At 65.3% G+C, this 13,579-nt stretch carries 10 protein-coding genes; 6 read left to right on the top strand and 4 right to left on the bottom strand.

Annotation, left to right across the window (positions count from 1 at the left end):
* The first annotated feature begins 42 nt into the window (after positions 1–42).
* The 3 genes from J7S20_RS08230 to J7S20_RS08220 are packed head-to-tail and all read left to right on the top strand — an operon-like array spanning position 43 to position 2,721.
* Complete coding sequence (locus J7S20_RS08230; RefSeq protein WP_284053759.1) at positions 43–990, top strand: hypothetical protein; 948 nt, start codon at positions 43–45, stop codon at positions 988–990.
* Positions 990–1,520 carry a DUF2141 domain-containing protein gene (locus tag J7S20_RS08225; protein WP_284053758.1) on the top strand — a complete coding sequence of 177 codons (531 nt, stop codon included), beginning with the start codon at positions 990–992 and terminating at the stop codon, positions 1,518–1,520. The genes J7S20_RS08230 and J7S20_RS08225 overlap by 1 nt, the downstream gene beginning before the upstream one ends.
* 19 nt (positions 1,521–1,539) lie before the next feature.
* On the top strand, positions 1,540–2,721 hold the full coding sequence (locus J7S20_RS08220) for a glycosyltransferase (RefSeq protein ID WP_284053757.1): 1,182 nt from the start codon (positions 1,540–1,542) through the stop codon (positions 2,719–2,721).
* Positions 2,722–2,881: 160 nt separating this feature from the next.
* Here the strand turns inward: J7S20_RS08220 and J7S20_RS08215 are convergent, their stop codons facing one another.
* Positions 2,882–4,567, bottom strand: a complete 1,686-nt coding sequence (locus J7S20_RS08215) for a dipeptidyl-peptidase 3 family protein (protein ID WP_284053756.1) — start codon at positions 4,565–4,567, stop codon at positions 2,882–2,884.
* A 152-nt stretch (positions 4,568–4,719) separates the two neighbouring features.
* Between J7S20_RS08215 and J7S20_RS08210 the strand changes: the two genes are divergently transcribed.
* The gene (locus tag J7S20_RS08210) at positions 4,720–6,351 is read left to right on the top strand and encodes an alkaline phosphatase D family protein (protein ID WP_284053755.1); all 1,632 of its coding nucleotides are present in this window, start codon (positions 4,720–4,722) and stop codon (positions 6,349–6,351) included.
* A 126-nt stretch (positions 6,352–6,477) separates the two neighbouring features.
* Here J7S20_RS08210 and pepN read toward each other — a convergent pair whose 3' ends face one another.
* Complete coding sequence (pepN, locus tag J7S20_RS08205) at positions 6,478–9,072, bottom strand: aminopeptidase N (RefSeq protein ID WP_284053754.1); 2,595 nt, start codon at positions 9,070–9,072, stop codon at positions 6,478–6,480.
* A gap of 122 nt (positions 9,073–9,194) precedes the next feature.
* On the opposite strand from pepN, the gene J7S20_RS08200 reads away from it, so the two are divergent.
* Together J7S20_RS08200 and J7S20_RS08195 are read left to right on the top strand one after the other, a co-directional pair.
* Positions 9,195–10,859, top strand: a complete 1,665-nt coding sequence (locus J7S20_RS08200) for a M28 family peptidase (RefSeq protein WP_284053753.1) — start codon at positions 9,195–9,197, stop codon at positions 10,857–10,859.
* 15 nt (positions 10,860–10,874) lie between these two features.
* Positions 10,875–11,711 carry a Rossmann-fold NAD(P)-binding domain-containing protein gene (locus J7S20_RS08195; protein ID WP_284053752.1) on the top strand — a complete coding sequence of 279 codons (837 nt, stop codon included), beginning with the start codon at positions 10,875–10,877 and terminating at the stop codon, positions 11,709–11,711.
* Here the strand turns inward: J7S20_RS08195 and J7S20_RS08190 are convergent.
* Together J7S20_RS08190 and J7S20_RS08185 are read right to left on the bottom strand one after the other, a co-directional pair.
* A complete protein-coding gene (locus J7S20_RS08190; RefSeq protein ID WP_284053751.1) occupies positions 11,621–12,571 on the bottom strand; it encodes a DMT family transporter in 951 nt (316 codons plus the stop codon). The genes J7S20_RS08195 and J7S20_RS08190 overlap by 91 nt on opposite strands.
* Positions 12,568–13,569: a threonine aldolase family protein gene (locus tag J7S20_RS08185; protein ID WP_284053750.1), complete on the bottom strand. Its 1,002-nt coding sequence runs from the start codon at positions 13,567–13,569 to the stop codon at positions 12,568–12,570. The genes J7S20_RS08190 and J7S20_RS08185 overlap by 4 nt, the downstream gene beginning before the upstream one ends.
* Positions 13,570–13,579: the final 10 nt, after the last annotated feature.

The following is a 13,579-nucleotide window of genomic DNA, read 5'->3' as shown; positions in this document are numbered from 1 at the left end:
CCCGATGCCGTACTAGATCAGGGCAGCGGAAGAATCGCTTCGATGAACGGATCACAGCCCAGCCTGTCACCGACCGCCGACGCGGCGGAGCCCGCACTTGCGCGGACGGCCGATCTCGCCGGTCTGGAGCCGTTCAAGGACATCCGCCACCGCTGGCCGGTATGGCTGGGCATGGCGCTATCGCTGCTGATGGTCGCCGGCCTGGCGAAGGAGTTGTTTGATCAGGGCCTTGTCGGGCTTTCGCGCACCCTGCCGCAGAACCCGCTATTCTATATCGCATTCTTCGTCGCTTATATCGCATCGCCGCTGTTCGATTTTCTGATCTTCCGACGGTTGTGGGATCTGACCGCGAAGGGCTTTGCGGCGCTCGTTCGCAAGCGGATCGCGAACGATGTCGTGTTCGGATATTCGGGTGACGCCTATTTCTACGCATGGGCGCGCGCGAAGATGAAGATGGTCGTCGCCCCGTTCGGCGCGGTGAAGGACGTGAGCATCCTGTCGGCGGTTGCAGGCAATGTCATCACGCTGGCGATGCTCGCCTTTGTCCTGCCCTTGGGCAAGGACCTGATGACGGGCCATCAGTTCCGCGTACTCGCCGGTTCGACCGCGATCATCTTCGCGACTTCGCTTGGTTTCCTGTTGTTTTCGAGCCGTGTCTTTTCGCTGCGCCGCGCCAGGCTGTGGTGGATTTTCCGCATGCACTGCGGCCGTATCCTGCTCGGTACGGTAGCGTCCGCGTTCGCCTGGCACTTCGCCCTGCCAGAGGTTTCGCTGTTCATGTGGACGTTTCTGGCGGCGGCACGGTTGCTTGCGTCGCGCCTCCCATTGGTGCCGAACAAGGACCTTCTTTTCGCCAACTTCGCGATTATGTTGATCGGTGAAGGGCAGGCGATCTCCGACATGATCGCCTTTGCCGCCGCGTTGACCCTGCTGTTGCATGTTGTTCTCGCCGGCTTCTTCAGCCTGCAAGCGCTGATGGGAAAAGGATAATGACCGTTACCAAATTCATTTTCGCCGCACTTGGCTGTGCCTTGGTCGCCGCGCCTGCCGCGGCTCAGGCCGGGGGTACGATCGGCAGCGATGCCGCGGCCTGCAATTCGAACGACGGACCCGCGATCCGGGTCAACGTCACCGGGTTGAAGGACCGCACCGGTCGCCTGAAGCTCGAACTCTATCCGGCGACCAAGGATGATTTCCTGAAGGACGATCACGACCTTGAGCGCGAGGGCAAGACGTTCCGCCGCGTTTGGGCCGATATGCCCGCTTCGGGGCCGGTCGCGCTGTGCATCAAGGCGCCGCATCCGGGCACCTATGCGCTGTTCTTCACGCATGACCGCGACGGCAAGAACAAGTTCAATTTCTGGAAGGACGGCGCAGGCGTGCCGAGCAATGACAAGCTCGGCCGCAGCAAGCCCGATGTCGATGAGGCGGAGATCAGCGTCGGCACCGGCATTACCGTTGCGAACATCCGCGCGCAGTATCTGCGCGGTCTTTCGGGCTTCGGCCCGCTCAAGAACTGACGACGGCCGCGTTGGGCGGATGCGCGTCGTCGATGTGAACGAGTTCTACTCGCCAACCGGCGGGGGCGTGCGAACCTATCTCGAGCGCAAGATGGCGATCATGGCCGAAATGGGCCACGAACTCATCATCATCGCGCCGGGCAGAAGAGACGAGGTCGAGGAACGGATCGGCGGCGGCAGGATCATCTGGGTCAAGTCGCCGCCGCTGCTGTTCGACCGCAATTACCGCCTGTTTTTTGCCGAAGCGCCGATCCATGCCTGGCTCGACAGGCTGCAACCCGATGTCGTCGAAACCAGCTCGCCCTGGCGGCCGGGCTGGATTCTCGCCAACTGGAAGGGCGATGCGCTGAAGGTCTTCTTCGCGCATAACGACAATGTCGGGGCGTACCCGAAGCGCTGGTTCGAAGCGCTGGGTACGCCCGAACAGATCGAAGCCGCGTTCGACTGGTACAGCCGCTATATGGACCGGTTCCTGTCGCGGCTGGACGTTTTCGTCACCAACGGGCCGGCGCTCTACAAGCGCCACGCCGCGCGCGGCCTGACAGTTCACAAGTCGATGCCGCTCGGCATCCAGCGCGGTTTCTTTTCACCGGGTCTGCGCGACGAGAAACTGCGCCGCGCGCTGCTCGCCCAGCTTCAATTGCCCGAGGACGGACATCTTCTGCTCGGGCTGGGCCGTCACCATCCCGAAAAGCGCTGGCCGATGGTCTTCGACGCGGTGGAAGCCGCGGGGCACGATTTGCCGGTCGGGATGATCCTGATCGGGCAGGGCGTGCATCAGCACCGTCTCGAACGGCGCATCGCCGGCAGCCCGCACATCAAGATGTTCCGCCCCGTCTATGATCGCCCGCGTCTCGCCCGGATCATGGCAAGCTGCGACGCGCTGATCCACGGCTCCGATGCAGAGCCGTTCGGCCTTGTCGGGCTGGAGGCGCTGGCGTCGGGCCTGCCGCTGGTCGTTCCCGACGAAGGCGGCGCATATGAAATTTCCGATCCGGTCTATGCCGAAACCTATGCCGCGCGCGATGCGCGTTCGGCGACGCAGGCGATCAAGCGTCTGTTCGCGCGCGACTGGAAAATCCTGAAGGCAGCCGCCAATCACGCCGCCGAACATGTCCGCACCGACCGCGATCACGCCGCCGACCTGATCGACTATTATCAGACGCTGATCGACGAACGCGCCAGGCGCCGCGCCGCCTGATTCCGGTCGCGCGAAGATCAGCGAGGGGCGACATCGTCGAACCGCCCTTCGGCAAGCTCGGGGGTGAACGCGTCATCGGGACCGATGGTGGCGGTGGCTCAGCCCGTCCGGACCCTCGGCGCCCCTGGTCGTGAACGGGCACCGAGGATACCGGCCGGTCTCAGATCTTTTCCGGATAGATCGGCTGGATGTCGACGGGGATCGATCCCATCGACCCGATTACCTTTTTGGCATTGGCGTCGAGATGCGCCCATTTGCCCATGAACGCCTTGGTGCCGTCATAATCGCCCGCCGCCTGCAGCGCGAGGATGTCGTGCAGCAGGTCATGCACGCCGCTTTCCATCTTCGCATTGTCGACGCGGAAACGCTGTGCCTGTTCGTCCCAGGTGATCGCGCCCTTGTTCTGCAGATAGGCGAGCTGCATCGCCGCGCCTTCGCCGTGCGCTTCCTCGGTGCCGAAGCGTACCGAGCGGAACAGGCCGGCGACATAGGATGCGAATAGCTGGGGCCGTTCGGAGATGGGCAGTTCGCCCTTCTGCATCATGAACAGGATGTTCCACACGCCCGCAACATCGGCCTTGGCCTCTTCGAGCGCCGATGCCTGGTCCTTCAGTTCGGCATCGACCGTGGTCTGGCGACCGTCGACGGTGATCGTGCCCGGCCCCAGGCTGTGCGACAGCTCGTGGAACAGTGTCTCGAGCTGCATGTATTTCTTCACCACCAGCCCGGCCTGATCCTTGGCCAGCACCAGCGGCGCCATCGGTTTCAGGATGCGCTCATATTTCGCGCCGAGCACGTTCGACAGGATCACCTTCTTCGCGCCCTTTGCCTCGCGCACGCGCTCGTCGTTCGGCAGGTTGAACGCGATGGTCTGCACGCCGGGCACATTGTCGCCGCCGCCATGGATTTGTTCCGCGACCGCGATCGGGCTTGCGAAGCCGCGGCGGAAATTCTTCGCCTCGTCGGGTTCGGGGAGGTTGCCCTCCATGTCCTTGAGGTATTTCTTGTACTTGGCGAGCGCCGCCGATTCCTGCGGGTCCTTCAGCGTCACGAAGCTCTCGAACGCCGCCTTCTGCCCGAACAGCCGGTCGGTATAGACTTCATACGGCCCGATCGCGACTTCGATCGGCGTATCCTTCAGGTCCATCCACGCGAGTTCGCTTTCGAAATAATCGTCGGTGCGGAACGCCTTGGCGCGCAGGTGGAGGAACTTCTTCAGGCTGGGATTGCTCGTCGTGTCGGCCGCCTGGTCGAGCAGCTTTGCGGCAGGCTCCAGCCACTGTTTGTATTCGACCGAATAGGGCACCGCGACCAGCTTGTCGCCGTCGCGCTTCACCACGGTATAGAGGCTGGTCAGCGCCTTCTTCTGGTCGGGATGCGCCTCGACATATTTGTTGAATTCGTCGCGCGTCATGTCGGGCGGATAGAAGCCCGCGCCCTCGGGAAACTTCGCCTCGCCCCAGAAGGGCCGAAATTCTGCCAGGCTGTCCCACGGCCCGAAATTGAGGTCGAACATGTCGAGCAACTGCTGCTTGTTCGGCGCGTCGCTGTTCGCGATCTGCTCGCGCACCTGCGGCAGGTTTGCGCCGCGCTGCCGCAGGTAGATCGCGTTCATGTAATCCGATGCCTGGATCAGCAGGTTCACCACCTTGCGCTGTTCGTCGTTCAGGAAGCTCGTGTCCGGCTTCATGTCGATCCGCGCGATCTTCGCGCGCTGCGCGTCGAGCGAATAATTGTCCTGGCCGGCATCGGCAGTGGTGTTGCCCGTCGCCGCGTTGTTGCCGCCGTTTCCGTTCGGCGTGCAGGCGGTGGTGGCGAGCAGCAGGGCGATGAAAGTCTTGCGCATTCCCATCCTCAAGATTGTGCCGCATATTCGGGCGGCATCGGTTTCGTTGGCGACGGGTCTAGCGCGGCGTGCACCCGCTGTCACGAACCCGCCATATCCGGGCGCGATAGGGCTGCGCATTGCCGTATCCGCAGGAACGAGGATTTTTGATTATGACGCTTTCGATCGACCGGCGCTCGCTGTTGCTCACGGGAACGCTGGGTATCGGCGCTTTTGCGGTTCCCGGTTTCGGCTGGGCGGCGACGGTCGCCGCGGCGAAGGGTTTCACCCATTCGGTCGCGAGCGGAGAGCCATCGGCCGATTCGATGCTGTTGTGGACGCGCTATATTCCCGCCGATGGCGGACAGGCCGAACTGAAGGTCGAACTGTCGCCGAACGCCGATTTCACCAAGGTGATCGAGGGCGAGCCGATGATTACCGGCCCGTGGCGCGACCACACGGTAAAGATCGTCGTTGCCGGCCTCGCTCCCGCGACGCGCTATTTCTACCGCTTCGTGGCGCCCGATGGCAGCTTCTCTCCGGTGGGACGGACCAGGACGCTGCCGGCGGGCGACGTTTCTGCCTTCAAGGCGGCGATCTTTTCCTGCTCGAACATGCCGTTCGGCTATTTCAACGCCTATGGCCATGCCGCCGACCGTGACGATATCGACCTCGCGATCCATCTCGGCGACTATTTTTACGAGTATAAGACCGGCGGCTATGCTCCTCCGGGCGGTGCGGTCGGCGGACGCTGGCCCGAGCCGGCGGGTGAGGCGATCCACCTCGCCGATTACCGGCTGCGCTATGCCAGCTACCGCGCCGACCCCGATCTGCAGCGGCTCCACCAGATGAAGCCGATGATTCTGCAATGGGACGACCATGAATCGGCAAATGACAGCTGGGAAGGCGGCGCGCAGAACCATCAGCCCAAGGAAGAGGGGCCGTGGAACCGCCGTCGCGACGCGGCGATGCAGGCCTATCGCGAATGGCTGCCGGTCTCCGAAACGCCGTGGAGCACCTACGAGATCGGCGATCTCGCCACGCTGTTCCGCACCGAAACGCGCCTTCTCGGCCGCACCGAACAGCCCGACCTTGCGCCGCTGTTCCGGTCGGAAGACCCCGAAACCGCGCTGAGGAAATTCCGCGACGGCGCCTGGATGGACCCGGGTGCGACGATGATGGGCAGCGAACAGGAGGCCTGGCTCGCGAACGCGATGGCCAAATCGGTGAAGCGCGGCAAGCGCTGGCAGGTCGTCGGCTTCGGCACGATCATGGGCGAAACGCGCACGCCCCCCGAAGCGGCGAGCTGGATTGGAAACGACGCCTCGGCCCGCACGCGCGCCTATGTCCAGAGCGGTCTGATGGCGAGCAAGGTGGGGCTGCCGATGAACTTCGACAATTGGGGCGGCTATCCCGCCGCGCGCGCGCGGTTCCTGAAATCGGCGCAGGACATGGGGTCGGAACTGATCGTCATCTCGGGCGACAGCCACAATGCCTGGGCGTATGATCTCGGCCATGACGGCAAGCCGGCGGGCGTCGAATTCGCCGGCCAGTCGGTCACCTCGCCCGGCTTCGAAGCCGCGACCGTGGTCGATCCGAAGGTCGTCGCGAAGGGGCTGGCCGGCTTCAATCCCGAGCTCAAATGGTGCGACACCAGCAATCGCGGCTATATGACGCTTTCGCTCACGCCCGACCGCGCGACCAACGAATGGCTGTTCTGCGACACGGTGCTGAAGAAGTCGGACCGCGTGACGCTTGGCCACAGCGCCACCGTCACGCGCGGCGCGAAGGTGATGAACGGCTAGACTATTTCGTCATGCCGAACGTGATTCGGCATCCGGAAACGCAAACGCTGCGGAATCTGGATGCTGACTTTCGTCGGGATGACGGTTTCGATTGATACGCTGGTCCCGACTGGCAAGCGAGGTGCGTCACCCCTCCAGGCTCTTCGACGCCTGTTCGAACATGTCCTTCGACAGGCCCGGCACGGCGAGGATGCGTTCCAGTTCGGCGCGCATCATCTCGGCGCGCTTCGCATCGACGCGCTTCCACCGGCCGAGCGGCGGGAGCAGCTTGGCGGCGGTCTGCGGGTTGATCTTGTCGAGCGCGATCAGCTGGTCGGCGACGAAGCGATAGCCACGCCCCGACGCATCGTGAAATGCGCGCTGGTTGACGCTGAACGCGCCGATCAGCGAGCGGGCGCGGTTCGGGTTGGACAGTTTGAAGTCGGGATGCCGGGCAAGTTGTTCGACCTGTTCGGGCGTGTCGTCGCGCGCCGACAGCGCCTGCGTCGAAAACCATTTGTCGAGCACCAGGCTGTTGTCCGAATAGCGGTTGTAGAAAATGTCGAGCGCGGCGACGCGCTCGTCCGACGTGCCACCCGCCAGCGTGGTCAGCGCACCCTGCCGGTCGGTCATGTTGTCGGCCTGTTCGAACTGCACGAAGGCAAGGCTCGCCGCATCGGGCGCGCCTGACGCGGTGATATAGCCCAGCGCCACCGTCTTCAGCCGCCGCGCACCCTTTGCCGCGGGCGAATATTCGAAGCGGTTGGCCTTTGCCTGTTCGTACGCCGCACGCCATTCGCGTTCGAGCGAGCGGCCGAGATCGCGGCGCAGTGCCTCGCGCGCGCGGTGGATCGCCTCGGGATCGACGAGCGGCATCTGGTCGCCGATGAAGCTTTCCGACGGCAGCAGCACGGCCTCGGCGATGAAGGCGCTGTCGAGCGTTTCGTCGCCAAGCGTATTGCGCACTGCCTCGACGACATTGTCATGCTCGGCGCGGCCATGGGTGACGCTGGCGACGAGCGTGTCGAGCATCAGCTGTTGCATCGCCTCGTACCGCGCGAACGGGTCGTCGTCGCGCGCCGAGAGGAAGGCGAGGTCGGCGGGCGTCCGGTTGGTCTCGACGATGACCGGCGCCGAAAAGCCGCGGTTGATCGAAAGCACGGGGCGTTCGGAGATGCCCTCGAATATGATCTCCTCGCTCTCGCCCGACAGCAGCACGAGATGTTCGTCGCCCAGTTCGGCTCCGGTATCGCTGCCGAACAGCTTGATCCTAAGCGGCAGGACCATCGGCTCCTTGACCGGCTGGCCGGGTGTCGGCGGAACCGTCTGGCGCAGGCTCAGCACCGCGCGGCCGCCGCCTGCTTCATGGGTCAGCGTCGCCGTAACGCGCGGCGTGCCGGCCTGGCTGTACCAGCGGCGGAACTGGATCAGGTCGATACCGCCCGCTTCCTCCATGCAGGTGACGAAATCCTCGCAGGTCGCCGCCGTCCCGTCGAAGCGGTCGAAATACAGGTCTGTGGCGGCGCGGAATCGCTGCGGCCCCAGCATCGTCGCCATCATGCGGATCAACTCGGCGCCCTTGTTGTAGATCGTCGCGGTGTAGAAGTTCGAAATCTCCTGATACGCGTCGGGGCGCACCGGATGCGCCAGCGGCCCGGCATCCTCGGGGAACTGCGCGGCGCGCAGCGCACGGACATCCTCGATCCGCTTGACCGCATGGCTGCCCTGATCGGCCGAAAAGCTCTGGTCGCGAAAAACGGTGAAGCCTTCCTTCAGCGAGAGCTGGAACCAGTCGCGGCAGGTGATGCGATTGCCCGACCAGTTGTGGAAATATTCATGCGCGACGACGCCGGCGATGCCGTCATAATCGTAATCGGTCGCGGTGTCGGGGTCGGCGAGGATGTAGCGGCTGTTGAAGATGTTCAGCCCCTTGTTCTCCATCGCGCCGAAATTGAAATCGTCGACCGCGACGATGTTGAACACGTCGAGATCATATTCGCGGCCATAGGTCGCCTCGTCCCACGCCATCGCCGTCTTCAGCGCATGGAGCGCATGGTCGGTGCGCGGCAGGTCCTTTTCGCGCACCCAGATGGCAAGCTGCACGTCGCGGCCCGACTGGGTGGTGAAGGTCGCGCGATTGGCGGCAAGGTCGCCTGCGACCAGCGCGAAAAGATAGCTCGGCTTGGGGAAGGGGTCGCCCCATTCGGCCCAGTGGCGGCCGTCGCCCGCATCGCCCGACGCCACCGGATCGCCGTTTGCCAGCAATATGGGGTAGCGCGCCTTGTCCGCCGTCATGCGAACCTTGTACCGGCTCAGCACATCGGGCCGGTCGGGGAAGAAGGTGATGCGGCGGAACCCTTCGGCCTCGCACTGGGTGCACAATATGCCGCCCGACGAATACAGCCCCATCAGCTGGGTGTTGCGTTCCGGGCAGATCGTTACGCGGGTCTCGACGGTATGCGACGCGCCCGGCAGCTCGATCACCAGCGTCGGGCCGTCCATGCACCAGTTCGACCAGTCCTCGCCATCGACGCGGACCAGTTCGGGCGTCAGCCCGTCGCCGTCGAGGCGGAGCGGCCGGTCATGCTCGCCATTGCGCTCGACGCTCAGCGTCGCCTCGACCGTGGTCGCAGCCGGATCGAGCGCGAAGTCCAGGCTGGTTTCCGGCACCATCCAGTCGGGCACGAGATAGTCCTCGCGGCGGGTGACGCTGGGCTGGCCGGTGTGCTGGACGTCGAGCATTGCGTATCGGACCTGTTCAGTTGGGGCAGGGTACTGCCGCGGACAAAAAACCCGCGCGGCCAGTTGCGCCGCGCCTTTACGCTGCTAACCCTCGGTTAACGATCGCACAACAGAGGATGCCCATGGTTCGTTTCCTTTTGCCGCTCGGCCTTGTCGCAATGGCTGGCGCGGCTGCCGCGCAACCGGCGCTTTCGGCCGAAAGGCCCGCCAGCGAGGCCGCAGCGCGCAACGCCGCTATCACCAGGGCGCTGCCGCCCGATCAGGCGGCGATGAAGGCGCATGTCATGTTCCTCGCCTCCGACGAGATGCGCGGGCGAGAGGCGGGCAGCGAGGAATATGACATCGCCGCGCAATATGTCGCCGCGCAATTCTATGCCGCCGGGCTCCGCCCCGCGGGCGACGATGGCGGCTATCTTCAGCATGTTCCGCTCGTCAGCTACAAGGCGAAGGGCGAGGGGGGTTTCACGCTGTCGCTGGGCGGGAAGAAGGTCGCGCTGAAATATGGCCGCGACTATCTGCCGATGGGCGATCCCGCAGCCGATGAAACGCGCGCCAGCGGCCAGATCGTGTTCGTCGGGCAGGGTATCGTTGCCCCGCAACACGACCGGAACGATTATGCCGGCGTCGATGTCGCGGGAAAGATCGTCGCGATCGTCACCGGCGCGCCCGACAGCTTCGGCGGCGAGGAACGCGCGCATTTCGGCAGCACGACGAACAAGATCGTCGAAGCCGGAAAACACGGTGCGGCGGGTGTCGTGCTGATGATGCCGCCGGGCGAATCGGTGGCGGGGATGCAGCGCCTGGCCGACCATGCCCGGATGACCTGGGTCGATGCCGATGGCAACGGCCACCGCCCCGCTGCTGACACGCCGTTACTGGGCGTCATCGGCGGAGAGGCGACCGAAATGCTCGCCAAGGCCGCCGGGGTCGATGGCAAGGACATGGCCGCCGGGATGCGCGACGGCACGTTTCGTCCGACCGTCTTTCCGGCAACACTGAATGCCGAGGTGGAGACCGATCGCCGGCGCGTCGAAAGCTCGAACGTCGCCGGCATCCTTCCCGGCAGCGATCCGGCGCTGAAGGATCAGGTGGTCATTCTGTCGGCGCATCTCGACCATGTCGGCGTCGGCAAGGCCGATGCGGCGGGCGACACCATCTATAACGGCGCAGAGGACAACGCCGTCGGCATCGCTTCGCTGATCGAGGAGGCGAAGCGGTTCAAGGCGAGCGGAAAGCCGCCGCGCCGCTCGATCCTGTTCCTCGCCGTCACGGCCGAGGAAAAAGGGCTGGTCGGTTCCGAATATTTCGCATTCCATCCGACGGTGCCGAAGGAAAACCTGGTCGCCGACGTCAATCTCGACATGCCGATCATCACCTATCCGTTCGAGGACGTGATCGCGTTCGGCGCCAAGCGCTCGACGCTGGGGCCTATCGTCGAGCAGGCGGCGGCCGATGCGGGTGTCACCTTCTCGCCCGATCCGATGCCCGAAATGGGCCTGTTCGTGCGTTCCGACCATTACCGCTTCGTCCAGCAGGGCATCCCTTCGGTCTTTCTGTGGCCGGGCGAAAAGGGGCCGGGCAAGAAAGCGGTCGAAACCTTCTTTGCCGAGCATTATCACAAGCCGTCGGATCAGATCGGCAAGTCGGGGATCGACTGGGCGCAGGGTGTGCGCTTCATCGACGTCAATTACCAGATCGCGCGCGCCATCGCCGATGCCGACCACCGCCCGGCCTGGAACAAGGGCGATTTCTTCGGCACGCTTTATGGCGGCTATGGCGCGAAATAGGGGAATCGCCGGGTCATGCGGCTGCTGATCTTCGGACTGGGCTATACCGCGTCGCGGCTCGCCGCCGCGCTCGGCGAGCATGGCGCGGTGGTGCAGGGCACGACGCGCGACGGGCGTGGCGGCTCGATCCGGTTCGACGACCGCGAGGCGGTCGAAACGGCGATCGCCGCTGCCACGCACATCCTTTCATCGGTTCCGCCCGCTGACGGAGCGGACCCGGTGCTGGCGTCCTATGGCGAAGCGCTGCGGCGTTCGGATGCGTGGCTCGGCTATCTCTCCTCGACCGGCGTATATGGCGATGTCGGTGGTGCGTGGGTCGATGAAGGCGCACCGATCGGGAGCGGGCGGCGCGTGGCGCGGGCCGATGCCGATGCCGCATGGCTGGCGCGCGGTGCGCGCGTGTTCCGGCTTCCCGGCATCTACGGCCCCGGCCGCTCGGCGCTCGACCGCGTGGCGAGCGGCAAGGCGCACCGCGTCGATGTGCCGGGTCAGGTCTTCAGCCGCGTGCATGTCGATGACATCGTGTCCGGCGTCATTGCCGGGATCGATGCTCCGGCGGGCGCGTACAACCTGTCCGACGACGAACCCGCCGGCCACAATATGGTGATCGAATATGCCGCGGCGTTGCTCGGCACCGCTCCGCCGCCGTTCGTCGCGCTCGATACGCTGTCGCCGATGGCGCAGGGCTTCTATGCCGAGAATCGCCGCGTCGCGAACGGCAAGGCGAAGCGCGTGCTCGGCTGGCGGCCGCGCTACCGCGATTATCGGTTGGGCCTGCGCGCCCTCAGCGCCACGACCAGCCCGGTCACCGCCAGCACGCCCCCGGCAATCGCGAAGCCCGACCAGCGATAGCCCTCGAACACGGTCGAGAAGCCCATCGCGATGATCGGCACCAGCACGCTGGAATAGGCCGCCTTGGCCGGGCCGATCACGCGGATCACGCCGAAATAGAGCGTGAAGTTGAGCGCGCTTGCGAAAATGCCGAGATAGGCGACGCCGGCCCAGTAGCCGGGCGATGTCGATCCCACCGGTGCGCCCAGCGTCGTCCAGGCGAAGGCGCCGTTCATCGCGGCACCGATCAGCATCGCGGTGGCGAGCATCGGCACCATCGGATAACGCCGCGAAAATCCCGTCGCCTGCATGACGTTCGCGACCGATGCGGCGAGCATCCCCAGCACGGCCAGCGCGATGCCCAGCCAGACCGTGCCGGTCGCCGACAGGTCGGCGCGCGCCTCCTGCACGAACAGCAATGCGATCCCGACAACCGCGAGCGCCGATCCGGCGAGCAGCTGCACACCCATGCGCTGACCGAGAAAGATGCGCGCAAGCAGCGCGTTGGGCACTAGCAGCAGCGCGATGATCGCCGCGACCAGCCCCGATGTGATGTAATGTTCGGCCTGATAGACGAAGTTGAAGTTGAGGCAGAACTGGCTGAGCCCCAATCCGGCGGCGAACAGCAGCCCGCGCGGGTCGATCGGGAAGCGCTCGCGCCGCCACAGCGCCAGCGCGAACATCACGGTGCTCGCGGTCAGGAAGCGATAGGTTACCGACCATGCCGCCGGAACCTCGGCGATCTGTCCGCGGATGACGATCCAGGTCGATCCCCAGATCAGCGTCACGACGGCAAAGGGAATAAGGACCGCCAGCCGCGTCGAGCGCGGCGGCTCGCGGTCCCCGCCGGCCGGGGCCGGTGCGGCTGTCGGGGGCGTCACAAGGCCCGGATCGCGTCGGCGAGCGGGCGTACCGCGTCGGCATCCTGATCCCACGACACCACCAGCCGCACCTCGCCCGGCGCCCAGTCGTAGAAATCGAAGCCCAGCCCGCGAAGATGCGCGGCTTCTTCGGCGCTCGCCTTCAGGAACACCTCGTTAGCCTCGACCGGATAGACCAGCCGCTCGCCCGCGGCATCGGCCAGCATCGCCGCCGTTTCGTTCGCCGCGCGGGCATTGCGCAGCCACACATCGCCGTCGAGCATCGCGAGGATCTGCGCGGCCAGATAGCGGCCCTTCGACAGCAGATGGCCCGCGCGCTTGCGGTGATATTCGCTCGCATCGGCAAGCTCGGGCTTGAAGAAGACCAGTGCCTCGGCGCTCATCCCGCCATTCTTGACGAAGCCGAAGCTCAGCGCATCGACGCCCGCGCGCCAGGTCAGGTCGGCGGGCGACGCGCCGCTGTGCACCACCGCATTGGCGAAGCGTGCGCCGTCCATGTGGAAACCCAGCCCGCGCTCCTTCGCCAGCGCGCCGATCGCGGCGACTTCCTGCGGCGCATAGACAAGGCCGTATTCGGTCGCGTTGGTGATCGAGATCGCGTGCGGCTGCACCTGATGCACATCATCGCGAATGCGCCCGACGACCGCCTCGATCGCATCGGGCGTCAGCTTCGCGCCCGGCCCCTCGGCGAGCATCAGCTTCGCGCCGTGGGTATAGAATTCGGGCGCGCCGCATTCGTCGTTCTGGATATGCGCTTCGCGGTGGCAGACGATGCCGCCATGCGGCTGGCACAAGGCGGCGAGCGCGAGGCAGTTCGCCGCCGTGCCGGTCGGCACCCACAGCGCGCGCACCTCGGTTTCGAACAGTTCGGACAGCCGCGAATCGAGCGACTGGCTCCAGCGGTCGCCGTCATAGGCGGTGTCGAGCTGGTTCGCGGCGCTCAGCGCGGCGAGAACTTCCGGGCAGGCGGGGGCGGCGTTATCGGAAAAGAAGCGCATGCCCCGCGCC

It is taken from the genome of Stakelama marina (genome assembly GCF_018122655.1).
In the GTDB taxonomy this organism is placed as follows: Bacteria; Pseudomonadota; Alphaproteobacteria; order Sphingomonadales; family Sphingomonadaceae; genus Sphingomonas; species Sphingomonas marina.
The sequence above is the reverse complement of the archived record's forward strand: the minus strand, read 5'-3'. Positions and strand labels throughout refer to the sequence as shown.

Excerpts from the sequence above, each read along its gene's own strand:
- pepN (WP_284053754.1), bottom strand. The coding sequence starts at position 9,072 with ATGCTCGACGTCCAGCACACCGGCCAGCCCAGCGTCACCCGCCGCGAG.
- J7S20_RS08220 (WP_284053757.1), top strand. The coding sequence starts at position 1,540 with ATGCGCGTCGTCGATGTGAACGAGTTCTACTCGCCAACCGGCGGGGGC.
- J7S20_RS08200 (WP_284053753.1), top strand. The coding sequence starts at position 9,195 with ATGGTTCGTTTCCTTTTGCCGCTCGGCCTTGTCGCAATGGCTGGCGCG.
- J7S20_RS08230 (WP_284053759.1), top strand. The coding sequence starts at position 43 with ATGAACGGATCACAGCCCAGCCTGTCACCGACCGCCGACGCGGCGGAG.
- J7S20_RS08185 (WP_284053750.1), bottom strand. The coding sequence starts at position 13,569 with ATGCGCTTCTTTTCCGATAACGCCGCCCCCGCCTGCCCGGAAGTTCTC.
- J7S20_RS08195 (WP_284053752.1), top strand. The coding sequence starts at position 10,875 with ATGCGGCTGCTGATCTTCGGACTGGGCTATACCGCGTCGCGGCTCGCC.
- J7S20_RS08215 (WP_284053756.1), bottom strand. The coding sequence starts at position 4,567 with ATGCGCAAGACTTTCATCGCCCTGCTGCTCGCCACCACCGCCTGCACG.
- J7S20_RS08225 (WP_284053758.1), top strand. The coding sequence starts at position 990 with ATGACCGTTACCAAATTCATTTTCGCCGCACTTGGCTGTGCCTTGGTC.
- J7S20_RS08210 (WP_284053755.1), top strand. The coding sequence starts at position 4,720 with ATGACGCTTTCGATCGACCGGCGCTCGCTGTTGCTCACGGGAACGCTG.